The 26,177-nt window shown below is 65.8% G+C and carries 18 protein-coding genes; 11 read left to right on the top strand and 7 right to left on the bottom strand.

The features are described 5' to 3' along the window. Positions 1-51 precede the first annotated feature (51 nt). Positions 52-1,269, bottom strand: a complete 1,218-nt coding sequence (locus HRL41_RS04305) for an MFS transporter (protein ID WP_371808792.1) — start codon at positions 1,267-1,269, stop codon at positions 52-54. Between the two features lie 129 nt (positions 1,270-1,398). Here HRL41_RS04305 and HRL41_RS04300 point away from each other — a divergent pair, with 129 nt between their 5' ends. Further along, a complete protein-coding gene (locus HRL41_RS04300) occupies positions 1,399-2,364 on the top strand; it encodes a zinc dependent phospholipase C family protein (RefSeq protein WP_172135710.1) in 966 nt (321 codons plus the stop codon). Positions 2,365-2,511: 147 nt separating this feature from the next. Here the strand turns inward: HRL41_RS04300 and HRL41_RS04295 are convergent, their stop codons facing one another. From HRL41_RS04295 to recJ, 5 genes are all read right to left on the bottom strand, one after another. Beyond that, the gene (locus tag HRL41_RS04295; protein WP_165172212.1) at positions 2,512-3,141 is read right to left on the bottom strand and encodes a DUF47 domain-containing protein; all 630 of its coding nucleotides are present in this window, start codon (positions 3,139-3,141) and stop codon (positions 2,512-2,514) included. A 39-nt stretch (positions 3,142-3,180) separates the two neighbouring features. Next, the gene (locus tag HRL41_RS04290; RefSeq protein ID WP_165172214.1) at positions 3,181-4,236 is read right to left on the bottom strand and encodes an inorganic phosphate transporter; all 1,056 of its coding nucleotides are present in this window, start codon (positions 4,234-4,236) and stop codon (positions 3,181-3,183) included. Positions 4,237-4,615: 379 nt separating this feature from the next. Beyond that, positions 4,616-5,293, bottom strand: a complete 678-nt coding sequence (locus HRL41_RS04285; protein ID WP_172135709.1) for an MBL fold metallo-hydrolase — start codon at positions 5,291-5,293, stop codon at positions 4,616-4,618. A 6-nt stretch (positions 5,294-5,299) separates the two neighbouring features. Continuing rightward, positions 5,300-7,693 carry a bifunctional (p)ppGpp synthetase/guanosine-3',5'-bis(diphosphate) 3'-pyrophosphohydrolase gene (locus tag HRL41_RS04280; RefSeq protein ID WP_165172218.1) on the bottom strand — a complete coding sequence of 798 codons (2,394 nt, stop codon included), beginning with the start codon at positions 7,691-7,693 and terminating at the stop codon, positions 5,300-5,302. Positions 7,694-7,771: 78 nt separating this feature from the next. After that, complete coding sequence (gene recJ / locus HRL41_RS04275) at positions 7,772-11,116, bottom strand: single-stranded-DNA-specific exonuclease RecJ (RefSeq protein WP_172135708.1); 3,345 nt, start codon at positions 11,114-11,116, stop codon at positions 7,772-7,774. 567 nt (positions 11,117-11,683) lie between these two features. Here recJ and HRL41_RS04270 point away from each other — a divergent pair. The 10 genes from HRL41_RS04270 (at position 11,684) to HRL41_RS12310 (ending at position 25,023) form a co-directional block, all read left to right on the top strand. Further along, positions 11,684-12,544: an alpha/beta hydrolase gene (locus tag HRL41_RS04270; RefSeq protein ID WP_172135707.1), complete on the top strand. Its 861-nt coding sequence runs from the start codon at positions 11,684-11,686 to the stop codon at positions 12,542-12,544. A 306-nt stretch (positions 12,545-12,850) separates the two neighbouring features. After that, a complete protein-coding gene (locus HRL41_RS04265; protein ID WP_172135706.1) occupies positions 12,851-15,238 on the top strand; it encodes a molybdopterin-dependent oxidoreductase in 2,388 nt (795 codons plus the stop codon). Positions 15,239-15,242: 4 nt separating this feature from the next. Then, positions 15,243-15,659: a 4Fe-4S dicluster domain-containing protein gene (locus HRL41_RS04260; RefSeq protein ID WP_172135705.1), complete on the top strand. Its 417-nt coding sequence runs from the start codon at positions 15,243-15,245 to the stop codon at positions 15,657-15,659. Between the two features lie 302 nt (positions 15,660-15,961). Next, positions 15,962-16,675 carry a TetR/AcrR family transcriptional regulator gene (locus HRL41_RS04255; RefSeq protein ID WP_172135704.1) on the top strand — a complete coding sequence of 238 codons (714 nt, stop codon included), beginning with the start codon at positions 15,962-15,964 and terminating at the stop codon, positions 16,673-16,675. An 18-nt stretch (positions 16,676-16,693) separates the two neighbouring features. Further along, on the top strand, positions 16,694-19,321 hold the full coding sequence (locus HRL41_RS04250) for a leucine-rich repeat domain-containing protein (RefSeq protein WP_172135703.1): 2,628 nt from the start codon (positions 16,694-16,696) through the stop codon (positions 19,319-19,321). 20 nt (positions 19,322-19,341) lie between these two features. Then, the gene (locus HRL41_RS04245; RefSeq protein WP_172135702.1) at positions 19,342-21,060 is read left to right on the top strand and encodes a VWA-like domain-containing protein; all 1,719 of its coding nucleotides are present in this window, start codon (positions 19,342-19,344) and stop codon (positions 21,058-21,060) included. Between the two features lie 9 nt (positions 21,061-21,069). After that, positions 21,070-22,689: an ATP-binding protein gene (locus HRL41_RS04240; protein WP_172135701.1), complete on the top strand. Its 1,620-nt coding sequence runs from the start codon at positions 21,070-21,072 to the stop codon at positions 22,687-22,689. A gap of 430 nt (positions 22,690-23,119) precedes the next feature. After that, positions 23,120-24,175: an epoxyqueuosine reductase gene (locus tag HRL41_RS04235; protein ID WP_172135700.1), complete on the top strand. Its 1,056-nt coding sequence runs from the start codon at positions 23,120-23,122 to the stop codon at positions 24,173-24,175. Positions 24,176-24,276: 101 nt separating this feature from the next. Further along, positions 24,277-24,867, top strand: a complete 591-nt coding sequence (locus HRL41_RS04230; RefSeq protein WP_172135699.1) for a DUF262 domain-containing protein — start codon at positions 24,277-24,279, stop codon at positions 24,865-24,867. A gap of 24 nt (positions 24,868-24,891) precedes the next feature. Next, a complete protein-coding gene (locus tag HRL41_RS12310) occupies positions 24,892-25,023 on the top strand; it encodes a hypothetical protein (RefSeq protein WP_256368270.1) in 132 nt (43 codons plus the stop codon). Between the two features lie 293 nt (positions 25,024-25,316). Here the strand turns inward: HRL41_RS12310 and HRL41_RS04225 are convergent, their stop codons facing one another. Beyond that, complete coding sequence (locus HRL41_RS04225; protein ID WP_172135698.1) at positions 25,317-26,159, bottom strand: NAD(P)-dependent oxidoreductase; 843 nt, start codon at positions 26,157-26,159, stop codon at positions 25,317-25,319. Positions 26,160-26,177: the final 18 nt, after the last annotated feature.

The raw sequence follows: 26,177 nt of genomic DNA, 5'->3' as shown, positions 1-26,177 counted from the left end.
GCCGCGCCGCAACGCGCCCGCTAGCGCGCCCGCATGCCGCCCGCGCGCCCGCTAGCGGGCGCCGTCCTCGGGCATCTTCCACATGAAGGCAAGCCCCACGACGAACAGCACGGACACGGACAGCACGCCGATGGAGGGGTTGCCGGTGAGCTGGGTGAACAGGCTCACAAGGAAGGTTCCCATGACGGCCGCGTACTTGCCCAGGATGTCGAAGAAGCCGTAGTACTCGTTGGCGCGCTCCTTCGGGATGATCTTGCCGAACTCGCTGCGCGAGAGCGCCTGGATGCCGCCTTGGAACAGGCCCACGCACACCGCCAGGATCCAGAACTCCACCGCGCTGCGCAGGAAGAACGCCGCGAACAGCGTGATGCAGAAGTACGCGAACACGGCGATCATGAGCATGCGCCGCGTGCCGAAGCGCGCCGAGAGGCGCCCGTAGGCGATGGCTGACGGGAACGCCACGAACTGCGTCATCAGGAGCGCCAGCACGAGCTGCGTCGAGTCGATCCCCAGGTCGGTGCCGTAGCTCGTGGACATCTTGATGATGGTGTGCACGCCGTCGATGTAGAAGAAGTACGCCAGCATGAACAGAAGGATGCGCTTGTCGCGCGCGATGTCGCGCAGCGTGGCCAGAAGGCCCGAGAACGTCGCGCGCATCAGGTTCGGCACGCGCTCCTTGCAGTGCGTCTGGTGTACGTCGCGGATGATCGGCACCGAGAACGCCAGCCACCACGCCGCCGTGATGAGAAACGCGATCTTCATGCCGAGCATCATGTCGACGCCGATGCTCGGCCCGCCGAGCACCACCGCCAGACACGCGATGAACGGGATGCACGAGCCGATGTAGCCCCACGCGTAGCCCTGCGACGACACCTCGTCGAAGCGGTCCTCGGTGGTGGCGTCAACCAGGAACGCGTCGTAGAACACCATGGAGCCGTTGAGCATGACCGCCGAGATCACGTAGAGCACCAAGAACGCCAGCGCGTGGGTGGGCACGCCGAGCGCGGCGCACGCCACCACGCCCGTGCCGACGAACCCCACGAGGAACTTCTTCTTGTTGCCGCGCAGGTCAGCCAAGCTGCCGAGCACGGGCATGAGCAGAGCCAGGATGAGCGAGGCCACCGTCTCGGCATAGCCCCAGGCCACCACGACCGACGAGCCAGGCTCGGCGAGGGAGGCGAAGTAGATGGGGATGAGCGCCGTCGAGAGCATGACGAAGCCCGAGTTTCCCACGTCGTAGAGCACCCAGCTGCGTTCCTGCCTCGTCATCTTCTTGCGCCCCATGCGACCCCGTGCCCTTCCGTTTGCGGAAATTGAACGAAATTGATTTGATGCGCTGACTATTGTATATGATGTGACCCAGCACGCAGGTAAAGATACGGTCAGATGGGAGCCGCCATGCCCGCAATCATCACGCACGACACCTTCGGACACGAGATCTACTCGACGCTGTTCGAGTTCATCGGCGGCACTCGCGACGAGGCCGAGGCGTTCCTTCTGGGGAACCAGGGTCCCGACCCGCTGTTCTACTCCGTGGTGAACCCGCGCCTCGCGCCGGCTCATCGCCTGGGCTCGATCATGCACGACCAGATGCCCGCCGAGCTTCTGCTCGCGCTCAAGCGCTCGGTCGCCACGCTGCCGGAGGCCGACCGCTCCTGCGCCCGCGCCTACGCGCTGGGCTTTCTGTGCCACTACGAGCTCGACTCGGCGGCGCACCCCCTCGTGTTCTTCTGGCAGCACGCCCTCTGCGACGCCGGCGTCGAGGGGCTTGGCCGCGAGCACGGCTCCGACGTGCACGCGCTCATCGAGAGCGAGCTCGACGAGCTGGTGCTCACCACGCGGCGCGACGCCACCATCGCCACGTTCAACCCCTCGAAGGAGGTGCTGAAGGCGTCGCGGCACGTGCTCGACGTGGTCTCGACCATGTACGCCTACCTGGCACGCGACGTGTACGGCCTGGTGATCCCCGCCGACACGTTCAAGGCGAGCGTGCGGGCGTTCCGCAGCGTGCAGGCGCTATTCTACTCGCCGAGCGGGCTCAAGCACAACGTGATCGGGCGCGTGGAGACGCTCGTGCGCCCCCACTCGTTCTACCGCGCCATGAGCCACCGCAACCGCGCGCTCACCGCGTCGGCCTTCGACAACCGCGAGCACGCCGCCTGGGAGAACCCCTTCACGGGCGAGGAGTCGCGCGCGAGCTTCGTCGAGCTGTTCGAGGGCGCCCGCACCCGCGCGCTCGCCGACCTCGTCGCCTTCGACGCCCCCGCCCTCACCTTGGAGGGCGCGCGGAAGATCACCCGCGACCTCAACTTCTCCGGCCAGCCCGTGAACGCCCGGATCATAGCCGTGGAGGACGCACGGTAGCGGCGCCCTTGCGCGAAGCGGCCCGCGGCGCGCCCGCGCCCGCCGCGCCGCAAGAGCAAGCGAGGGGCGGCCCGGCGGGCCGCCCCTTCCCTTCGCATATCTGAGCTTGCCTGAGGGCCCCGCCGCGCAGGCGGGCCCGCGGCGCGCCTACATGTTCTTGAGCAGGATGGTGCTCACGATGTCGGCGGCATGCTCGGTGGCGTCGCAGCAGCGCTCCATGCGCTCGTAGACGCGCGACCACACGAGCACGTGCATGACGTCGTCGTTCTCCACGGTGTGGAGGCGGCGCATGGCGGCGCTGTAAAGGCCGTCGGCCTCTTCCTCGTAGTCGTTGATGTCGAGGATGAGCTGCTTGAACTTCTTCGACTTCTTGAAGTTGTGGAACTCGCCCATGGCGCGGTCGAGCGCCTTGCACGACTTCTTGATGAGATCGGCGAAGCGCAGGGCGTCCTCGGGCATGGTGCGGATGTCGTACATGTACATGTGCGTGACGACGTCCTCGATGTAGTCGAGCACGTTGTCGAGCGCATGCGCGAGCTCGACGATGTCCTCGCGGTCGATCGGCGGCATGAAGTCCGTCGCGGCGCTCGAGAACACGTCGTGGTTGATGCTGTCACCCTTGCGCTCGAGCTCGTGGACCGCGGGGATCACCTCGTTCAGGTCCTCCGAGCCCGCATAGCCGTCGAGCGCCTTGATCAGGAGGTCGGACTCCTCGACGGCGAGCGCCGTCAGCTTCTCATACGCCTTGAAGTAGTCGTACTTCTGCTTCTTTGCCATCTTCGTCTCCTATCGAAGAATCGACTTGCCTTAACACCCCTACAGGATGAAGAGGAACAGCTTCGCGCACGCGAACCCCAGGATGCCGCAGCCGGGGAAGGTCAGGACCCAGGTCTTCACCATGTCGATGGCGATGCTCCACTTCACGCCCTTGGGGTTCTTCGCCGCGCCCACGCCCATGATGGCCGTGGTGTTGGTGTGCGTGGTGGACACCGGCAGGCCGCCGAACGTGGCGAGCACGAGGCTCACGCACGTGGAGAGGCTTGCCGCGAAGCCCTGGAACGACTCGAGCTTCACCATGTCGACGCCGACGCTCTTGATGATGCGCTCGCCGCCGACCGCCGTGCCGAGGCCCATGTTCAACGCGCAGAACACCATGAGCCACACCGGCAGCACCATCGACTCGGCGCTCGTGCCCATGCCGAGCGCCAGCGAGATGGCCAGCACGAAGATCGACATGAACTTCTGGCCGTCCTGCGCGCCGTGCATGAACGCCACGCCCGCGCCCGCCGCGATCTGCGCCCAGCGGAAGAACTTGTTGGCGCTCCTGCGGTTCGCGTTGCGGAAGGCGCGGCTGATGATCTGGTAGAACAGCCAGCCCAGGCCGAAACCGAGAAGCGTGGAGAGCAGGATGCCGTAGATGACCTTGATCCACTCGGCGCCGTTGATGGCGTCGAAGCTGCCCTGCAGCGCGATGGCCGCGCCGGTGAGGCCCGCGATGAGCGAATGGCTCTGCGAGGTGGGGATGCCGAAGTACCAGGCCACCGTGCCCCACACGATGATGGCCACCATGGCGGCCATGAGCGCGATGAGCGACTGCTGGGCGTCGCCGCCGAAGTCGACCATGGAGAAGATGGTGTGGGCGACGGCCGACGTCACGAGCGAGACGAGCAGCAGCCCGAAGAAGTTGCAGATGGCAGCCATGACGATGGCGTGCTTGGGCTTCATGGCGCGCGTGGAGACCACCGTCGCGATGGCGTTGGGGGCGTCGGTCGCCCCGTTGACCACGATGACGCCTATGTTGAGCAGCGTGACCACCAGAAGAAGCGGGTTCTGCATGAGTTCAGAAAGGAAAAGGGTCCACTCGATGGTCACAGGCGTCCTTCCAACGGTTCGACTTCACGCAACAACTTTACGTGCAAGCAACTGAAGTTTAACAGTTACTTAACATTGTAAAGAAACAAACACCTCTGTTTTACGCAGACGGTGAGCCAGTTTCGTAAAGTTTAGGTAAAGTCAACCGAAAAGGACGTTCCGTTCGTTCCGCCAGGACGGGCGCCAAGAAGGATGCCAAGAATGGAAAGCCCGCTTGTCGTTCGTAACGTCAGCGAGAAGGGCTGAGGTGCCTGAGATAGCCCCGCCGCAGGGCCAAGTGGGCTCCGCCCACGCCGAGCCCTGCACAAGGGGCTAGGTCAGGTGCCGCAAGAAGCCGCAGCGTCGAGTAGTTCCGCCTGTCCCGCCAGGGCAAGCGGAACTACTCGGGCTCCCAGCCGAAGCGCGCGAAGATGCGGCGCCTCTCGGCCCCTATGGTGGTGAGGTCGTTGTGCCCGGGCAGCACCGCCACGTCGTCGGGGAGCTTCGCGAGCTTCCTCACGCTCGCCGCCATGTCGGACAAAGACCCGCCCGCGAAGTCGGTGCGCCCCACCGTGCCGGCGAACAGCGTGTCGCCCGAGACGAGCACGGGCAGCCCGTCGGCGTGGTTGCCGAACTGCGGCACCATGAACAGGCAGATCGAGCCCTTGGTGTGCCCCGGCGTGGAGATCACCTTCCACTTCATGCCGCCCACCTCGACCACGTCGCCGTTCCCCACGGTGCGGTCGACCTCGCACGGGACCGCCGTGTGCGAGGTGCCGGTGTCGTCGCGCGGCTGCTCCACCGACGGCGCGTCGACCGCCGACGCGATCACCGGCGCGCCCGTGAGCGCGCGCAGGTCGGCGGCGCCGTCGGTGTGGTCCCAGTGCGCGTGCGTGATGACGATGGCGTCGAGGCGCGCGCCGCCAAGGGCTTCCACGATGCGCTCGGCATCGCACGACGGGTCGACCACCATCGTGCCCCGCCCGTCCGAGATGATGTACACGTTGTTCTGGATGGGGCCCATCACCAGGTACCTCACGTCAACGCAGAGCCCTTGGACCTCATAGGTTCTCGCCATGGCGTCCTACTTCCTCTTCCCGATCGACTGCCCCGGCACCATGCGCCGCGCGTCGAACACGCCGTCTATCTCGCTCAGGCGCTTGAGGGCGTGCTCGATGCCCGACAGCGCCGACACCTGGAACAGAAAGCGCATCTCCACCATGCCGTCGCGGTGCGTGGTGGTGGTGCACGACAGCACGTTGGCCCCCACCTCCGACAGGGTGCGCGTCACGTCGAGCAGCAGGTTCATGCGGTCGAGCGCCTCGATGTAGATCTCCACCTGGAACGACGTGGCCGCCGAGGGCGTGCCCTCCCACGACACGTCGATGATGCGCTCGGGCTGCCTCTTGAGCTCGATGGCGTTGGGGCAGTCGGCCCGGTGCACCGACACGCCGCGCCCGCGGGTCACGAACCCCAGGATCTCGTCGCCCGGCACCGGGTTGCAGCAGCGCGACAGGCGCACGAGCACGTCGTCGACGCCCTTCACCACGATGCCGTTGGAGGAGTGCGTCTCGTGCTTCTTCGCGCGCTTCACGCTGGTGAGCATCGGCGGCATGATGCCCGTCGCGGAGGCGCTCATGCCGAAGCCCGGCTTCTCGGCGTCCTCGGTCCCCTTGTCGACGAGGATCTTCAGCAGGCGGTTCGCCACGTGCTGGGCGCTCTCCTTGCCCGTCCCGAGCTGCACGAACATGTCGTCGGGGTCGTTGAAGCCCATGGCCTCGGCCACCGACTTCAGCGCGCGCATCGACTGCGCGCTCGAGATGCCCAGGCCGTGCTTGCGCATCTCGCGCGTGAGCTTGTCGCGGCCGAGCTGCAGGTCGTCGGAGCGCGACACCTTGGAGAAGTACGAGCGGATCTTGCTGCGCGCCGACGGCGTCTTCACCATGGTGAGCCAGTCGCGCGAGGGCGTGGCGCTCTTCTGCGTGAGGATCTCCACGCGGTCGCCCACCTGCAGCTCGTAGCTCAGGGGCACGATGGAGCCGTTCACCTTCGCGCCCACGCAGTGGTTGCCCACCTCGGTGTGGATGGCGTAGGCGAAGTCGACCGGCGTGGCGCCGGCGCGCAAGCTCATGACCTCGCCCTTCGGCGTGAACACGAACACCTCGGAGTTGTCGAGGTCCATCTTGAGCGACTTGAGGAACTCGCGCGAGTCCTCCGTCTCGTCCTGCCAGTCCACCATCTCGCGCAGCCAGGCCAGCTGCTGGTCGAGCGCGTCGGCGCTCACCTTCCCGCCCGACTCCTTGTAGCGCCAGTGCGCCGCCACGCCGTACTCGCTCGCGCGGTGCATCTCCTCGGTGCGGATCTGCACCTCGAGCGGGCGGCCCGCCGGGCCCATCACCGTGGTGTGAAGCGACTGGTACATGTTGAACTTCGGCATGGCGATGTAGTCCTTGAAGCGCCCCGGCATCGGGTGCCACAGCGTGTGCACGGCGCCGAGCGCCGAGTAGCAGTCCTTCACCGACTTCACGATCACGCGCACGGCGATGAGGTCGTAGATCTCCGAGAAGCCCTTGCCCTTCTTCGTCATCTTCTGGTAGATGGAGTACAGGTGCTTGGGGCGCCCCATGATCTGCGCCTGGATGCCCACCTTCTCCATCTCCTCGTGGATGATGTCCACCACGCCCGCCAGGTACTCCTCCCGCTCGGAGCGGCTCTCCGTGACCATGCGGCTGACCTGCTTGTACTTGTTGGGCTCGAGGTAGAAGAACGACAGGTCCTCGAGCTCCCACTTGATGGAGTTGATGCCGAGGCGGTGCGCGATGGGCGCGTAGATCTCGAGCGTCTCGCGGCTCTTGAAGATGCGGCGGTCCTCCTTGAGCGCGGCGAGCGTGCGCATGTTGTGCAGGCGGTCGGCCAGCTTGATCACGATGACGCGGATGTCCTTGCTCATGGCCACGAACATCTTGCGGATGGTGGCCGCCTGCTCGTCGGAGAGGCTCTCCACCTCGATGCGCGTGATCTTCGTGACGCCCTCGACGAGCTGGCGCACCTGCGCGTTGAACTCGCGCTCCACGTCAGCAGCGGTGACCTCGGTGTCCTCCACGGTGTCGTGCAGAAGCGCCGCGCAGATGGTCTCGGCGTCCATGCGCAGGTCGGCGAGGATGATGCCCACCTCGATGGGGTGGATGATGAACGGCTCGCCGGACTTGCGGCACTGCCCCTTGTGCGCGGCGTTGGCGAACGCGAAGGCGTGCTCGAGCATGGCCTCCTCGTCGGCGGTCATGTACGGGCGCGTGAACTCCTGCAGCTCGGCGAAGCGCTCCTCGGGCGTGCGCGTGCGACGGTCCGCCTCGACGCCCGAGGCCATGGACCGCTCGGCAACGTAGGGCCGCCCCAGCATGAGGTCGACCGTCTGCCTGACGGCGACTCCCTTCCGAGCCCTGCCCAGCATCTCCTCGTTGTTGCCCTGCGCGCCCATAAGCGCCCCCTTCCGTACGTCAAGCTCAGCCGTCGCGGCGCGCAGGCGCGCCACGTGGCGGTAGGTTGTTTTTTCCCGCTAGTTTCCCCCGCGCCAGCCGCGCGGGACGATCGGGTGCGAGACCCTCACGATCAGGCCCTGCGAGTCCTGGGCCAGGGCCCAGTCGCGAAACGCGTCGAACACGCCGCGCTCGCCGAGCCCCTCGCGGTAGCGCACCGAGTCGGTGAGCTCCACCTTCGACGCGCCCTCGTTCACGCGGATCCAGCGCTCGGTCTGCCCCGCGTTGCATGATACACGCGTCTCGATGAGCCCGAGCTCGCGAAAGACCGCCACGCCGCAGGCGGCCGCCTCGGGCGCCACCACGTGCAGCTCGTCGGACGCGAGCGCGGCCAGGTCCCCGTTCTCCATGCAGAAGTAGCTGCCCGGGGTCTGGCGCTGCCGCGCGCGCAGGCGGCGGTACACCTGCGCCATCACGTCGTGGTCGGGCGTCATGTTCGCCAGGATGCGCTCGTTCAAGGCCACGTCCTGCCGCCCGTAGAGCAGATGGACGCACGCGGGCTTGCCGTCGCGGCCCGCCCGGCCCGCCATCTGGTTGAACTCCACCTCGTTGAACGGCAGGTGGTAGAGCACCACGTGGCGGATGTTGGGGATGTCGACCCCCTCGCCGAAGGCCGACGTGGCCACGAGCACCATGATCTCGTCGTTGCGGAACAGCTCCTCAACGCGCTTGCGCTCGGGGCGCGTGAGGCCCGCGTTGTAGAAGCCGATGAGCGGCGCGAGCTGCGGCACGCGGCGGCGCAGCAGGCGCGCCAGCGTGATGGACTGCTCGCGCGAGTTCACGTACACCACCGTCTTGCCGCCCGCCGCCACCAGGTTGGCCAGGTAGTCGTCGCGGTTGCGGATGTTGCGCTGGTCGTCGACGGAGAGGTTCTCGCGCGCCGTCTCGTCGATCACGCTGTCCTGGAGCGGGAGCGTGGCGTCGATGTCGGCGGCCACGCCGTCGGGCGCCGTGGCGGTGACGGCGAGCACCACGGGCGCGCCGAGCTGCGAGACGGCCATGCCGAGCTGCGTGTAGGCCACGCGCGAGCCCGCCTTCGCCAAGCCGATGTGGTGCGCCTCGTCGACCACCACGAACCCGATCCGCCCGCACGCGCCGATCTCGCCCACGTGGCGGATGAGGTACTCGGGCGTGGTGAGCACGATGTCCACCGTGCCCGCGGCCAGGCCCGCGCACACCCGCGCGCGCTCCTCCGCCGTGGACTCGCCGGTGAGGATGCAGCAGGAGAGCCCGAAGCGCTCGAACGCCGTCGTGAGGTGGAACGCCTGGTCGGCGATGAGCGCGCGCAGCGGGTACACGAACACGCTGGCCTCGCGGGCCAGAAGCGCCCGCAGCGCCGCGTGCACCTGGAAGGTGAGCGACTTGCCGCGCCCCGTGGCCATGACGGCCAGCGTGGAGGTGCCCGCGCGCAAACGGTCGAGGATCTCGCGCTGCGAGGGGTGCAGCGCGCTCGTCCCGATGATGGCGCGCACGATGGCCTCCTCGAGCGCGTCGGCGTCCTCGCGGGCGAGCGCCTCCCAGCGGGCGCGCGCCGCCGCGCGCTGCACGAGCGCGTCAGGCTCCTCGTCGGCCGTCGCGTCGGCCTGGGCGCAGAGCTCCTCGTCGCTCATGCCGAACAGGTCGTCGAAGAACGCGAGCGACGCGGGGTTCAGGCACGCCTTGAGCGCGCCGCACGAGCGCGCGGGCGAGAGCGTCTCGAGCATGGCCTTCACCGAGCGGCGGCCGCGCCACTCGTCGATCTGCACGGAGAACGCCGCGTCGACCACCGACTCGTTGTACAGCAGCGTGTCGATGTAGCCGCAGTGGAACATGATGCCGTTCACCGCGCAGCGCCCGTTGGTGAGCGTGCACGAGAAGTGGTTCTTCTCGGCGCCCACCGCGCGGCAGCGCTCGAGCGACACGTTGCGCGCGAGGAAGGTGGGCTGGGGGTTCTCCTGCCCGAACGGCGCGAGCATATCGAGCATGCCCACGGTCTCGAGCGTGAGCTCGTCGAGATCGACGCACGCGTCGATCTCGACCATGGGGTGGAAGTCGTCTTCGGGAAGCGCGTCCATGTACGCGCACAGGCGCCGCGCGAACGCCTCGAGGTTTGCCACGGGCAGCGTCACGCCCACGGCCGCCTCGTGGCCGCCGAAGCGCGTGACCAGGTCAGACGCGTTCTCCACCGCCGCGAACAGGTTCACCGAGCCCACGGAGCGCCCGCTGCCGCGCGCCTCGTCGCCGTCGACGGTGAACAGCAGCGCGGGCACGCCGTAGGTGTTCACCAGGCGGCTCGCCACGATGCCCTTCACGCCCTCGTGCCAGCCCGCGCCCGCCACCACGAGCGCCCGCTGACCGTGGTAGACCTCGGCGGCCTGCGCCTTGGCGATCTCGGAGAGCTCGGCCTCGATGGCGCGGCGCTGGTCGTTCACGCCCTCGAGCTTCTCCGCGAGCGCGCACGCCTCGCCGAAGTTGTCGCACATGAGCAGGTCGAGCGCGAGCTGCGCGTCGCCCATGCGGCCCGCCGCGTTGAGGCGCGGGATGAGCGAGAAGCTCAGCGAGGTGGCCGTGAGCGGCTTGCCCGCCGCGCCCGTGGTGCCCACGAGCGCCGCGACGCAGGGGCGTGGGTTGGCGTTCATGCGCGCGAGCCCGTCGGCCACGAGCGCGCGGTTCTCCCCGCGCATGGGCATGAGGTCGGCCACGGTCCCGAGCGTGGCGAAGTCGGTGTAGGAGCGCCACAGGTAGGGGTAGCCCATGCGCGCGCCGAGCATCTGCACGAGCTTGAGCGCCACGCCGACGCCCGCGAGGATGGAGCTCTCGCAAGCCGGGTCCATCTTGGGGTCGGCCACGGGCACGCCGCGCGGCACGAGGTCGGCCGCCTCGTGGTGGTCGGTGACGCACACGGGCACGCCGTCGGCCACGATGGCGGCCACCTCGTCCCTGCAGGCGATGCCGCAGTCGACCGTCACGATGAAGTCCGGCTCGAGCGCCTTCACGCGCGCGTACGCCGCCTGCGTGAGGCCGTAGCCCTCGTCGAAGCGGCGCGGGATGAAGGGCGTGGCCTTGCCGCCGAGCGCGCGCAGGCCGCGCGTGAGCACCGTGGTGGCCGAGATGCCGTCGAGGTCGAAGTCGCCGAACACCACCACGTGCAGGCGCCGGCGGATGGCGTCCTCGAGCGCGTCGGCCACCTCGGACAGGCCGGGGATGTCGTAGGGGTTGAGCCAGTCGCGCTCAAGCGAGGGCTGCAGGAACAGCCGCGCCGCATGCGGCGTGGCGACGCCGCGCGCAACCAGCGTTGCCGCGATGAACCGCGGGAGGCCGAGGTCCTGCATGAGGCGCGCGACCCTCGCCTTGTCGGCTGTGCGTATATTGAACTGCGCTGACATAACGGGTACCTAACAGGCTAAGCATGCTCTTCTTGTCTTGGAGCCTATTTTCGCACAAACCTCCCGCCCTGTCATGGCCCGCGCGGCGCCCGGACAATAGGCGAAGCGAAAGCAACGGGGGCCCGAAGCACCGACAACGCCCCTTTCTCATCCACAACTCGGGAAAGCCGGCTGGAAAACGCCCGTTATCGGCGATTCGAGCCCCGAGAACCACCGACAACGGGCCTTTCGCATCCACTTTTCCCAGGAAATCGCCGACAACGACCCCTTTCCATCCAGAATCACTTGGGAGGTGGATGAAAAAGCGCCGTTGTCGGTAACGTTGTCGGCTACGTTTTCGATAGCGCTGTCAGCAGCGTTGTCAGCTACGCCAGCGGCTACGCCGACGACGCATCCACGAACGCCATCCCCGGCTGAATTCGCGGCATGTTCGACCTGCGCTAACGCCCTCCTCTGCACGGTGCACTCCCCCTGTTTTGCAAATGTGCCATAATCAAAGCGCATGGCAAAGCCATGCGAGGCAACCTACTTGAGGAGGAGAAGATGGTTGACGCCAAGGTTATGGAAATGATTCAGACCCTCCGCGCCGGCGCGGACAAGATCGTCGAGAAGCTCGGCACCACGGGGGAGTACGCCCAGGTACCTGTGCGGTCAGGCCAGCGCCAGGTGGTCGTGTACAGGCCTGAGGACGCCGCCGAGGGCCCCCTGCCCGTCTTCATCAACGTTCACGGCGGCGGGTTCATCTACGGCCGCCCGGAGCTCGACGACGAGTTCTGCCGCAGGGTCGCCGACGAGCTGGGCGTCGTGGTCATCAGCCCGTCCTACCGCCTCGCCCCGGAGAGCATGTTCCCGGCCGACAAGGAGGACGTGTTCGACGTGGTCGAGTACGTCCACGACAACCCCGAGAAGTTCGGCGTCGACCCCGCTCGCATGGCCATAGGCGGCCACAGCGCCGGCGGGAACATCTCGACGGTGGTCGCGATGATGGCCAAGGAGACGGGCGCGTTCGAGCTGAAGTGCGTGATAATGGACTACCCGACGGTCGACCTCAACACCGACGCGCACGCCAAGCCGACCCCGGAGGGCTGCATCCCGCCCGACCTGGCCGCGGTATTCGACCTGTGCTACCGCGACCCCAAAGACGGCAAAAACCCGCACCTCTCGCCGCTGTTCGCCGAGCGGGACCAGCTGGTCGGCCTGCCCCCGCACCTCATCCTCACCGCCGAGGGCGACTCGCTCTGCTTCGAAGCGGAGGAGTACGCCAAGCACCTGATGGCAGCCGGTGTGACGACCACGGGCAAGCGGTTCTTCGGCGTCGGGCACGGCTACAGCATGCCCCGGTACGGGATGGGCAAGACCCCCGTCGCCGAGGCCGCTGCCGAGGAATGCCAGCTGATGATGATCGACGCCCTGCGCAAGTACCTGTAGCTGCCGAGCGCTGCGCTCCCCGTCGCACTCAACGGGGAGCGCAGCGAGACGCATGTGCGCCCGATCCACATGCAGGCACCTTCCCAGCCCCAACGCTGTTCCGCAGCTGCTCCGCCGCTCACCTGACGTCCCGCAGCCGCTCCACCGTCCTTCGGAGAAGGGTTGCCTTGATGCGCGACGACACTCCCAAGCATTCGGAATTATCAGCAGAGAAGCCTTCTCCCCCGCTCTCATCAGGCGTATCCTTAGAGCAGGCTCACGCGTCCCGCACGCGGAGCCAAGCATCAGCGAGCGAGAGGAGCTGAAATGGCGGAAGAGTCTTTCGTATACACCGCATGTCCTGGCTGGGGAGACCATGACTACTGCGCGCTCAAGACCATCGTGAAGGATGGCAAGATCGAGCGCATGGAGCGCATCGTCTACTCGGCCCCCGAGGAGCCCGACGGGCACATCTGCCAGAAAGGATGCCTTGCCGGGCGCCAGCCGTACGACCCGAAGCGCCTGCAAAAGCCGCTCAAGCGCGTCGGCGAGCGCGGAGGCGGCCAGTGGGAGGAGATCAGCTGGGACCAGGCGCTTGACGAAATCGGCGAGAAGCTGTGCCACGTCCGCGACACCTACGGCGCCTCCTCGGTGGTGCTGTGGAACCTCGGCGCCGGCGTGCCCGCGCAGTACAGCTTCGAGAACCTCATGCCGTTCCGCTTCGCCAACACGTTCGGCGTCACGGTGCCGCTCGGGTCCATCGGCCTCGACAACGGGCCGTTCTACGCCGAGTTCTACAACGCGGGCAGCGAGTTCCCGCGCACGGTGGTCGACCCGCGCATCATGGTGGGCACCGACCTCATCTACGTGTGGGGCTGCAACCCCATCGAGAACCAGATGCGCTGCGCCCAGAACCTCGTGCGTGCGCGCGAAGCGGGGGCACGCATCGTCGACCTGGGCCTCATCTTCGACGGCACGGCCGGGTTCGCCGACGAGTTCGTGGGCATGAAGCCGGCGAGCGACGGCTACCTCGCCATGGCCATGGTGAGCTACATCCTGCAGAACGACCTGCAGGCGAACGACTACCTGCTGGCGCGCTCCATCGCGGCCTACCTCGTCGACGACGAGACGGGCCAGCTCGCGCGCGACGCGGAGAACAACTTCCTCGTGTGGGACGCGACGTCAGGCGCGCCCGTTCCCGTTGCGCCCAAGCGCGGGGACTACCCCGAGGGCGCTGACGTGCAGCTGCTCGGCGCCTACCAGGTTGACGGGCGCGGCCTCACCACGGCGCTGCAGAAGCTGAAGGACTCCTCGGCGGAGTACACGTTCGAGCTGGCCGCCGAGAAGTGCGGCATCTCGGCCGCGGACGCCGAGCGCCTCGCGCGCGACTGGGTGGAGGCCGAGAACGCCTTCATCCTGAGCGGCTACGGCCTGCGCTACCGCAACTCCAACGAGACGTACCGCCAGTTCCTGCTGCTCGGGTGCTTGACGGGCCGCCTCGGCAAGCCGAAGAGCGGCGTCTTCGAGGCCCTGCAGCTGCAGAGCTGGCCCCTGGTGTTCAACGACGCGCCGATCAGCTGCCCCGACGGCGCGGCGAACGTGAAGTCGGTGCCCGTGCGCATGGCGCAGTGGTTCGCCGCCGCCGAGGCTGACGACAGCCCGTACAAGGCGCTCATCGTATGCAGCGGCAACCCCGTGCACCAGCAGCCCGACCGCCAGCGCTGGCTCGACGTGGTGCGCGACATGGAGCTGGTGGTGGACTACGACGTGTGGCTCACCGACACCGGTGAGATCGCCGACTACGTGCTGCCCGACCTCATGTCGTTCGAGCGCGAGGACCTCATCACCGGCGCGTGTTACAACCACCTCATCCTGCAGGAGCCGGCCATCGAGCCGCAGGTCGACGGCCACGAGCCCGTGTGGGTGTTCAGCGAGCTCGCGAAGCGCGTGGGCCTCGGCGACTATTTCACCCTGTCCATCCCCGAGTACATCGACATCCGCCTGCAGACGAAGTACCCGCTGGTGGCAGGCATCCAGCCGCCCGTCACCTACGCGCGCCTCAAGGAGGAGAAGATCATCCGTGCCGCCGCGCCGCCCGAGCCGAAGTACACGCCGTACCTCAACCCCGCGGAAGTGCTCGACAACGAGACGGGGCGCATGGAGATCATCTACGCAGAGAAGCTCGCCGACCTGGGCATGGCGACGACGCGCGTGCTTGAGCCGAACAAGATCGGCAAGTCGAAGGACTATCCGTACCAGCTGTTCACCGGTCGCCAGCGCTTCTTCATGCAGTCGAGCTTCACCGACGACCCCATCACCGTGAAGCTCTCGGGCGAGACGCCGGCCACGCGCCTGAACCCGGCCGACGCCGAGCGCGCGGGCCTGGCGCAGAACGACAAGGTGGAGGTGTACAACGACCGCGGGCACGTGGTGACGCGCCTCGACCTGGACGAGAGCATCCCCGAGGGCACCGTGCACGTGTGGTTCGGCTGGCGCCGCCGCCAGTTCGAGGAGGGCACGTACGCCGAGATCACGGCCCAGTGCGCAGGACAGGACTCGCAGGGGCCGCTCGAGGACAAGTGGTTCGCCGACTGGCTGGCCGCCGGGCATCACCCCAACCCCTACGTGGAGTCGATGAGCTCGCTCACGGGCTCGACCGACTGCTACTGGGACTCTTGGTGCAACATTCGCAAGTACGCTGGCAAGGAGGCATAGAGCCATGGCATGCAAGATGTTGGTCGACATCGACCGCTGCATTGGTTGCTGGACCTGCGCGATGGGCTGCAAGGTGGGCAACCACCTGGACGACGACGAGTATCGCGTGGAGGTGAAGACGCACGGCTCGGGCATCGGCATCGACCGGCCGGCCGGCGCCTACCCCGACCTGCACATGTGGTGGCAGCCGATCTACCTGCCGAGCTGCACGTTCTGCGCGCCCCGCGTCGCGGCCGGAGAGCTGCCGTTCTGCGTGATGGACTGCCCGACGCAGGCGCTCGCCCTCGGCGACGACGCGGACGCCGAGAGCGCCTATGCGCAGGCGAAGGCCCGCGTGGAGGGGCGCGGCGCCAAGGTGTGGTCGCTTGACGACGCCGGCGAGGCCACGCGCGCGGCCGTCGAGTACGCCACGGCACGATAGCGCAGAAGGCGTGGCAACGCCGTGGCATACAAGCGGCCTGGCATGACGGCGCTGTCGCGCACGAACGGCCCAACATGACGGCATGACGGCATAGCGGCGCCGTTGCGCTCTCGCGCCATGGCGTGACGGCGCGAGAGCGCAGGAGGCGAGAGCGCGACGAAGCGGGCGGCGGGAACATCCTCGCCGCCCGCTTGCTGTCTTTCCGCACGAGGGGGGCTGAGTAGAGTTTTCCCTATTGACAACTATACGCGTATAGCTATCATAACGTGAAAGCATATAGAAAACGACCCGAAAGGCTGGGCATGCCTCGAACCAAAAACCCTGAGCTGCGGAAGCGCTTAGAGGCCGTGATCCAAAAGAGCCTTGTCACCAGGGGCCTTGATGCGACCTCGTATCAGCTCGTGGCCGAGGAGGCCGGCATCTCACGGGCCCTCGTCCAGCACTACTACCCGCGCAAGATGGACTTCGCCGTCGAGTACCTGAACGGGCTCCTGTCGACCATCGCCGACATGCTCGGCATCGTCGAATACGGGGGCCCGACGCGCCTGAGCTACTTGGACGCGCACCGCATCGGCTGCCTTTACTACGGCTATCTGCTCAGCAAAAACGGCGGCCGCCTTCTCCTCTACGACATACTCAAGGACCGCGCCCTGGCAGATGAGCTGATGCGCGGGCACTACGAGTGGGGCTTGGAGAACCTAGACCCCAGCCGCCCGGAGTTCGAGTCCCGATCTCAGCACGTCATCGAAGTATGGGGCGGCTTCTACGAGCTGATGTACTACTCGATCAAGCAGGACTTCGACATAGACGTTCCCTTGAAGTCGATTCAGATACTCAAGGCGTTTCACGACGGCGTCGACGGGCCGTTCGACCCGAACGGGGAGCTCGACGACAGGAGCTCTGACGCCCCTTCGCTCGACGAGCTCAAGGCGAGGCTGTCCGACGCCATGGCAGCCAGCCCAAAGCAGAACCCGGCGAACCCGGCGCCGAGCGCGAAAGCGCAGCCGCGCGCATGAGAAGGAGCAGAACCGCTGATGCTCGATGAGGAGATCTTGGCCGAAGGACGGCTTTCCGAAGACCGCGAGGTGCTCCTGTACAACATCTCGCTCAGACAAGACAACATGCGCACGCAGTCGACCGACATGCCCCTGTCGGCGCTTGAGGGCAGCGAGGCGTACCAGGAGATGATCGCCCGCGGGCTTCTCGCCTGCGAAGTCCTCCATCACGGCAGCTTCCCCGTTGCGAACGTGCGCGCGACCCTCAAGGGGCTGAGGTACTGCGTCCTCTACTCCGAGGTGATAGAGCCGAACCGGCAATTCGACATCGCCGGCAACGTGCGAGCGAACGAGCAGGCGGCCCTAGAGCCGGACGAGTCCGCTGCCGAGCCCTATGCGGGGCCCCACGTCGTGGAGGAAGGCGACCGAAGCAGGCTGGTATTCCCGTCCATGATCCCGACGGGCTTCTCAGACAGCGGAGCCGCGATAGCGCTGAGCGACACCCAGCTCAAGGAGATCGCGGAGATCGGCGACAAGCGCGTCAGCTTCAGCCGCCGCGAGCGGGGGTCCGTGCGGGGAAGCAGGTCGGGCGAGCGCATGTTCGAGGCCCCGGACGGCGCCGTCTGGCGCTACGTGGTGATAGACGGCTCTTTCGCGCAGATCACCGGCATCAAGGCCGCGACGCGCGCGCTGAGCGTCCCGGCAGAGATAGAGGGCGCGCCCGTCCTCGCGATAGCGTCGAGCGCCCTTTCCGGCAACTCCCTGATAGAGGAGATCGTCTGCGCGGACGGCATCGACACGATAGGCAGCGGGGCCTTTCGGCGCAACGCGAACCTGAGAAGGCTCGTCCTGCCGAAGAGCGCCTCCGACTTTGACGCGAGCTGGATCGACCAATGCCCCCATCTTGAGGAGCTCGTGCTTCCCGGAGGGCTCGAGAGGATCAGGAGGGGCGTCCTCAGCAGCGGAAAGCTCAAGAAGCTCGTCATCGGGAGGGCCGTTCGAGCCGTCGACGCAGGCGCCCTCCAGGGGTCTGACCTCGCGGAGGTCGTCGTGAGCGCGGAGAACCCGTTCATCACCACCGACGGCTCCGCGCTCTACTCCGCCGACCTCAAGCAGATGATCGCCCTCGCATGCCCCCGGGAGGAGCTCTCCGTAGCGCAGGGATGCGAGGTCATAGGCGAGAAGTGCTGCCACGGATTCAAGAGCCTGGAGCGCGTCTCGCTGCCGGACTCGGTCACCACGATAGGCCCGTTCGCCTTCTCCGACACCGGCATGCGGAGATTCGTCGCGCCCTCGTCCCTCAAGAGCATCGAGGACAAGGCGTTCTTCTACTGCGCCCAGCTCCATGAGGCCGTCTTGAACGAGGGGCTCGAGTCAATCGGAGGCTCGGCGTTTCGAGGGTCGTCGCTGGACAGCCTGACCATCCCCGCCACGGTCAAGCACATCGGGGCCTCCGTGACGAGGGGCACCAACATCGTGCACTCGGGTCCTCGCTGCACGTTCTTCGTCGACGAGCGCTCGAAGGACCAGTTCTACGACGGAGAAGGGGGGCTTTACCGGAGAGAGGCCGACGGGATCCACCTCGTGCAGCTCATCGACGCGGAGAAGGAGATCTACAGCGTCTACGACGGCGCCGTCGCGATCGAGCCGATGGCCTTCGCCTTCCATGACCGCATAACGCGCGTGCGCATCCCGGACACGGTCCGCAGCATCGGGGAGTCGGCGTTCAGGGTGTGCAAGAACCTGCGGCACGTGAGCCTCCCCGACTCCGTGCAGACCATCGGGGACGAGGCGTTCTTCGACACGAACCTCGAGGAGGTCCGCATACCCGCGAGCTTGGAGTCGCTGGGAGACCGAGCCCTGGTGACGGAGGGGGCGCATTACGGGAGAGGCGTGCCGTCCCTTGCGCGCGTCGACGTGTCCCCCGCGAACGACGCCTTCTACCTGGCATGCGGAATGCTGTGCAGAAGGTCGGAGCGCGGCGACTCCGTCATCATCTACGTCGGCTCTGAGCCGGAGGTGGTCTTCCCCGACGAGATCGTGAGGGTCGAGGACTACGCGTTCAACAACGCCCGCGGGATAGAGCTCTTGTCCCTGAACCCCAGCCTCAAGGTCATCGGCTCGAGCGGCCTGTCGACAAGATGCTGGATAGAGCGCATCCACGTCGAGCTCGCGGAGCCCCTGGAGGGCAGGCGCGTCTTCGACTTCTGCTTCCCCAACACGCAAAGCGGCATCCGCGGGATCTCGGTCGGCCTTGGAGGCGCGAACTGGGTGAACGTGCCCGGCATCGTGGAGCAGCTCGACATATGCCTGGCGAACGCGCACAGCTTCGCCATCACGCGCGACAAGAAGGACGACATCAGCGCCTATGAGCAGGTGAGGCTGATCCTCGACAGGTTCGAGGACCCGTTCATGCTCACCGGCGCGAACAGGACGTCGCTGGAGCGGATCGTCCGCAACAACATCGTGGAGATCAGCGTCGACGTCGCCCTGCACGACGACCGAGCCACCTTCGACGAGCTCGTGGACCGAGGCTACGTGAACCCCGGCAACATCGACGAGATAATCGAGCGCGTCACCGCCCTGCGCGACGCCGCGACGTCAGCCCATCTCCTGGAGACGAAGCGCCTGATGTGCTCGGAGAGCGTATTCGACTATGACCTGTAGACAGATTGCCTGGTGATGCCATGACCGCCCCATCCAGCAGCTCTCCGCAGAAGCTGCAAGACGAAGAGGACCGCTTCGAGCAGGCCCAGCGCATAGCGCTGGAGATAGTCGACGAAGCCCGCGTCCAGCTCATGATGAAGTTCCGCTTCCTCGACGTCGCGCTCTGGAAGATGGAGCCCCGGCTCACGGAGAACATCGGACGGTACGCGCTGGCCGTTGACGGGACGTACGTCTACTACGACCCCTACACGGTGATAGGGCGCTTCGACGCTGGGTTCAACGAGGTCGTGCGCGACTACCTGCACTCCATCATGCACTGCCTCTTTCGCCACCCCTACGACACGACCCGCGGGAACACCGAGGCATGGTGGCTCGTCTGCGATGTCTTGGCGGAACATGCCGCCATGGAGCTTTGCGGGAAGCGGTTCGCGAGCCCCCTCGACGGGGAGCGCAAAGCCGCCCTGGAGGAGCTGCGCGGCCTCTGCGGGGGAAAGCTCACGCCCGGCAACCTGTACGGCCTCTTCACGCGTTCGCTCAGGTGGGCCCGGGGCCCGGCTGAGCTGAGGGTGAGAGGGGCCCGGCTGAACGAGCTCCACGCGCTGTTCGAGCGCGACTACCACCGCGGATGGCCCTCGTACAAGCCGCAGCTGAAGACGGAGCTCCCCGACGATGACAGCTGCACCGTCGAGAGCTCCGACGACAAGCGCGAGTCCGACGGCAGGGACAGCGGCTCGGGCGGGGACTCGTCGTCGCAAGACGAGCAGCGCCAGGACGTGTACGACCTTTCCGAGGGGCAGGACGACAGCAGCACGTCAGACGACGACGCCGACGGCATGGACGGCGAAGACGCCCCGAACACCTCGGAGAGCTCCGATTCCGGCGCAAAGGACGAGGATGGCGAGCGCGGCGACGCCGAGGCGGGCGAGGCGGACGATCCTCGCGACGAGGTCGACGAGTCAACGCGAGACCCCGAGGAGAACGAGGAGGAGCGCAGCTGGGAGGAGCTGGCCAAGCAGGTGGAGACCGACTTGGAGACCTTCTCGGCGTCGTGGGGCTGCGAGGCGGGCGGCTTCACCAAGCTGCTGTCCGCAGCCAACAGGAAGAAGACCGACTACTCCGACTTCCTGCGCCGCTTCGCCTCCCTCTCCGAGGAGATGAAGATCAACGACGACGAGTTCGACTACGTCTTCTACACCTACGGGCTCAAGCTGTACGGGAACATGCCGCTCGTCGAGCCCCTCGAGTACAAGGAGACGAACCGCATCCGCGACTTCGCCATCTGCATCGACACGTCCGAATCATGCGAGGGAGAGCTCGTCAAGAAGTTCGTCGAGCACACGTTCAACATCCTGAAGAAGCAGGAGGACTGCTCGCACGAGGTGAACATCCACGTCATACAGTGCGACGCGAAAGTGCAGTCCGACACGAAGATAGGCGACTTGCGCGACGTCGACAGGCTCATGGAGAGCTTCACCATACGGGGAATGGGCGGCACCGACTTCCGCCCCGCCTTCAGCTACGTCGACAAGCTGAGGCGGGACGGCGAGCTGTCCGACCTGAAGGGCATCATCTACTTCACAGACGGGATCGGCGACTTCCCCGAGAAGGTGCCCGACTACGACACGGCGTTCGTGTTCCTCGACGAAGGCGACAACTACATCCCCAAAGTGCCCCCTTGGGCCATGCGCGTCCTGATCGACAAAGAAGGAATCAACCGCTTCAAGAGCAAACTGAGTTAAGGAGCCCCCATGGACATCGCCACAGCGAAAAAGCAGATCAAGGAGACCGTGAACGCCTACCTCAGGCGAGATGACGCGGGCATGTACATCATCGAGCCGGAGCGGCAGCGCCCGATGTTCCTCGTCGGCGCCCCCGGCATCGGGAAGACCGCCATCATCGAGCAGATCGCCCAAGAGCTGCAGATCGGCTTAGTCTCGTACTCTATGACCCACCACACGCGCCAGAGCGCGCTCGGCCTGCCCCACATAGTCCACCGCAAGTTCAAGGGGCTGGAGTACGACGCCTCGGAGTACACGATGAGCGAGATCGTGGGCGCGATATACGACTACATGGAGGCCACCGGCGAGGAGCGCGGCATCCTCTTCCTGGACGAGATCAACTGCGTGTCGGAGACGCTTTACCCCTCCATGCTGCAGTTCCTCCAGTTCAAGACGTTCGGGCGCCACAAGGTGCCCGACAACTGGGTGGTGGTGTGCGCCGGCAACCCGCCCGAGTACAACAGGTCGGTCCACGAGTTCGACATCGTGATCCTGGACCGCCTGCGCGAGCTGGACGTGGAGCCCGACTACGCCGTCTGGGGGCGCTACGCCGCCGAGAAGGGCATCCACCCCGTCGTCACGTCGTTCCTGCAAGCCAAGCCCGACTGCTTCTACAAGGTCGAGTCGAAGCCGGGCGGAGGCAAGAGCTTCGTCACCGCGCGCGGGTGGGAGGACCTCGCGAAGGTCATATCGCTCTACGAGGAGTCGGGGGTCGCATGCAACGACGTCCTCTTCTCCCAGTTCCTGCGCGACGAGGACATCGCGGACCGCTTCTCCGTGTACTACACCCTGTTCGAGAAGTACCGCTCGGACTACCAGATCAGCCAGGTGCTTGACGGGGACGCGAGCCTGGACGTGGTCAACCGCGCCAAAGACGCCCCGTTCGACGAGCGCGTGGCCCTCCTCAGCTTGATCCTGGACGCGCTCTCCGCGCAGTGCTCGAAAGCGCTCGACCAGCAGAAGCTCGTGCTGGCGCTGCGCGACGAGCTGAGGACCGCGAAGCCGAAGCTGCTGGAAGGCCAGACGGTGGAGACGGCGGTGCTCGCGCCCTTGCGCGAGCGCGAGGCCGAGCTTGAGCGCAAGGTCGCGGCGGGCACCGCCGTCAAGGACTTCGTGCGCGGCGAAAAGCTCTTCTTCCGCAAGATCCGCAGCATCGCAGGAGCGTGTTCCGTGGAGGGAGTCGAGTCGGGCAGCGCGGCGTTCGCAGTGGTGAGCCAAACCTACCGCGAGGAGGTTGACGCCATCGAGCCGCTGGTCAAGCAAGCCCAGCAGAAGCTCGAGAACGGCATCAAGTTCGTGGAGGAGAGCTTCGGCAACGGCCGCGAGATGATCATGTTCCTTGCCGAGCTGAGTACGAGGAACATCACGACGCAGTTCATCTCGTACTTCGGAAGCGACGCGTACTACGAGAGGAGCGGCGAGCTCAAGGTGGACGAGGCCCGCGAGAACCTGAGGACGCGCGTTCGCGACCTGACCGACATCATGAGCGAGATCAAGGAGGCGCAGCTCCTCGAGACGCAGGCGCTCGACATGGGCAGCGCCGTCGGAATGGGGCTGTCCGACTCGAACGCCCAGGGCAAGAAGCACTAGCGCGGTCTCTTCGAGTCTTTGGGGCCCGAGCAACCGACAACGACCCCTTTTCGTCCTGAGCACCGACAACGCCCTTTTTTCATCCACGATTCTGGAAAGCTGGATGCAAAACGCCCGTTATCGGCGATTCGAGCCCCGAAAACCATCGACAACGGCGCTTTCGCAGCCACTTTCCCCGAGAAATCGCCGATAACGGGCGTTTTGCATCCAGGATCACCTGAGAGGTGGATGGAAAAACGGCGTTGTCGGTATTGTTGGCACTCGCCCATACCGGACGGCTTTCAGCGCTCTTCGTCCCCCATACCGGACGTAAAATGCTGAAACTGTCCGATATGGGGGACGAAACGACGGTAGTATGCTATGTTACTATACATGTAAAGGATAATGTGAAGGCTTGAATCGCGGTCCTTTGCGCGGGAGGGACGTCGCCATGGATCTCAAGAATCGGATAAAGGAGCGGGCGGAGGAGCTGGGCTTCTGCAAGATCGGGTTCACGTCAATGGACGACCTGCCCCGCGTGTGCGAAGAGGCGCGGAGGCGAGAGTATCCTGAGTTTCTGCTCGGCTTGGCGGAGCGCGGATCGCATCCAAGGCAGATCGCGCCGGAAGCGCGCTCGATAATCGTGCTGGCATACGACTACTCGGAGATCGACTACCCGGAGAGCCTGTTGCCCTACATAGGAAGGTTCTACCTTTCGCACAGCTTCATGCCCCGTGAAGGCACGCCGGCCCGAGGGCGGCTCGACGCGTTCGAATCCTATCTTGCGGAAGAGGGCGTCGACTTCGAGCCGGATCGCATACAGCTCATGATCCGCCCCGCCGCCTTGAGGGCGGGAGTCATCTCGTTCGGACGCAACAACTTCGCCTACGTCGACGGAGTGGGCTCTTTCGTCACGTTGTACGGATATTTCACCACTTGCGAATTCGAGCCTGATGAGCCAGCGCCTAACTGCCTTTGCCCGCCCCATTGCCATGCCTGCATCGATGCGTGTCCGATGGACGCGATGGGCGAGCCCTTCAACCTCGATGCGAGCAAATGCATGGTCTGGGTCAACGCCCTGTCGTACTCAAGGGCAGGCGTTCGCGACATTCCCGAAGGCTTGCGAGACAAACTGGGATTGCACGTTCACGGCTGCGATGCATGCCAGGCGGTATGCCCGCGCAACCAGAAGGCCTTGCGCCGCGAAAAGACCTCGGATCCCCTGCTGGAGCAGATCTCATCGGAATTCTCCCTGGAAAAGCTCCTCCACATGCCTGATGGATTCTACCAGCGCTGCGTCCGCCCGATCATGTACAACTACGTCGACGATCCCGTCGCCTTCCAGCGCAATGCCGCTATCGCGATGGGCAATTCCGGAGATGCGCGTTATGTCCAGGACCTGAGGATGGAGCTCGGCAATCCTGACGAGACGATTCGCTCCCATGTGCTCTGGGCCCTCAACAAGCTCGAAGGCCAGGTCGAGGATGGGGAGACGACTTCTGTCTGAGCTGCGGCGAGGAGGGGCTGCTCACGATTCGCTCGACGAGCCCGCAATTCCGTATCGCCCCCATAAGTGCGCGTACCGACAATACGCTAGGAGCGCGTCCGATGGACGTGAAGCAGATGCGCCTCATGGATTTCTTCGAAAATCCCGCCTTGAAGCTGGATATCCCGCCCTATCAGCGCGTTTATTCATGGACGCCTAGGCAGTGCTCTGAGCTTTGGCTTGACGTCAATCGGGCGGCGCGAGATGAGAGGGATCATTTCTCCGGAATCGTGATACTCACAAGGGAGGAGGACCTCGGAGAAGGGGTCGAAAGGCTGTCGGTCGTCGATGGGCAGCAGCGCATCACGACGATCACTCTTCTTCTGGAGGCGCTTGCGCGATATGCGGACTCGCATGAGATGAGTGGCGGGATTCCGACTCCAGCCGATATCCGCTCCATGCTTTTCCTCGACGATGCCGCCGGCGAAGGCGTCCGAAAGCTCACCTTGTCCCGCGATGACGATGCGACGTTAGAGGCGGTGCTTCTAGCGACATGCGAGCGGAAGCCGCCTCAACTGAGCACCGACAACGCCCTCTTTTCATCCACAACTCGGGAAAGCTGGCTGGAAAACGCCCGTTATCGGCGATTCGAGCCCCGAAAACCACCGACAACGGCGCTTTCGCATCCACTTTTCCCAGGAAATCGCCGATAACGACCCTTTTCCATCCAGAATCACTTGAGAGGTGGATGGAAAAGCGCCGTTGTCGGTAACGTCATCAACTGCGAATCGGGCGCCATCGAGGAGGGCGGCATCCCGATAGAGGTGAAGCCCGCGTGGAAGTTCGTGCTCCAAGACCTCATCGGGTAGGGCAAGCCGAAAGGCAGCAGGCGCCCGAAAGCGCCGCCCGCTTGCCTTCACGCGACGGATGCCGCCGTTTCGTCCCCCATATAGGACGGCTTTAAGCGCTTTTCGTCCAGCATGGAGAACGAAACGGCGTCCCAAGCGCAAGAGGGCCCGCAGCTCACGTGAGCTGCGGGCCCTCGCCTCAGCGCGCGCATCGTGCGCGCCATGCGCGTTGCTCACGCGTGGCGCGCGTGCGTGTTGCCCGCGCGTCGCGCGCCTCGCACGAGCGCACGGGCGCAAGCGCGGCGAACGCGTCCCTATGCCAGCAGGTTCTCCTCGGCCATGTAGGCGCGCAGGTCGTCCTCCCAGGTGGGCAGGTCGGCGCCTACCATCTCGAGCATCAGGCTCTCGAGCACCACGTTCTCGGCCGTCTTCGGGTCGGTCTCGGGCACGAGCACCTTGCCCGGCTCGTAGCCGGCGTACTCCAGGATCTTCGCCGCGAAGTCGTAGCGGCTCGCGCGGCCGCGGCTCACGATGTGGAACGTCCCCTTCGCATGCCGCTCGATGGCCTTGAGCATGAACGCCACGTACGTCGACACGCTCGTCGGCGCCGCGAACTGGTCCATGCGCGCGACGTACTTCTCGCCCGCGCGCGCCGCGTCGAGAATGTCCTTCATGCGGCCGCTCTGCGCGTGGTAGAGCCACGACGACCGGATGATGATGTGGTCGTCGGTGGTGTTGCGCACCATCATCTCGCCGGCGCGCTTGGACTTGCCGTAGGGCGTGTTGGGGTGCGGGCTGTCGAACTCGTTCACCGGCTCGTCGAGCTTGGAGGAGTACACGTCGTCAGACGACACCTGCACGATGGTGGCGCCGATGGTGTTCGCCGCCAGCGCGATGTTGCGCGCGCCGAGCGCGTTCACCTCGTACGCCTTCACGCGCGTGCCCAGCGTGGTCGCGTCGCGGCGGATGCCCGCGCAGTTGACGATCACGCCCGGCTGGATCTCCTCGGCGAACGCCTCGAGGCGCTCGGGCTCGCACACCGACAGCTCCACGTCGGTGCCGACCACGTTGTAGCCCGCGCGCTCGAAGCGCTCGGAGATCACGCCGCCCACGAAGCCCTTGCAGCCCGTTACCCACACGATGTTTCTATCTGCCATGATTCTCCTCACTCGACG

The organism is Adlercreutzia sp. ZJ473 (assembly GCF_013185065.1).
Lineage (GTDB): Bacteria > Actinomycetota > Coriobacteriia > Coriobacteriales > Eggerthellaceae > CAAEEV01.
Note: the sequence above shows the minus strand (reverse complement) of the source record. Positions and strands in the feature narration are given on the sequence as shown.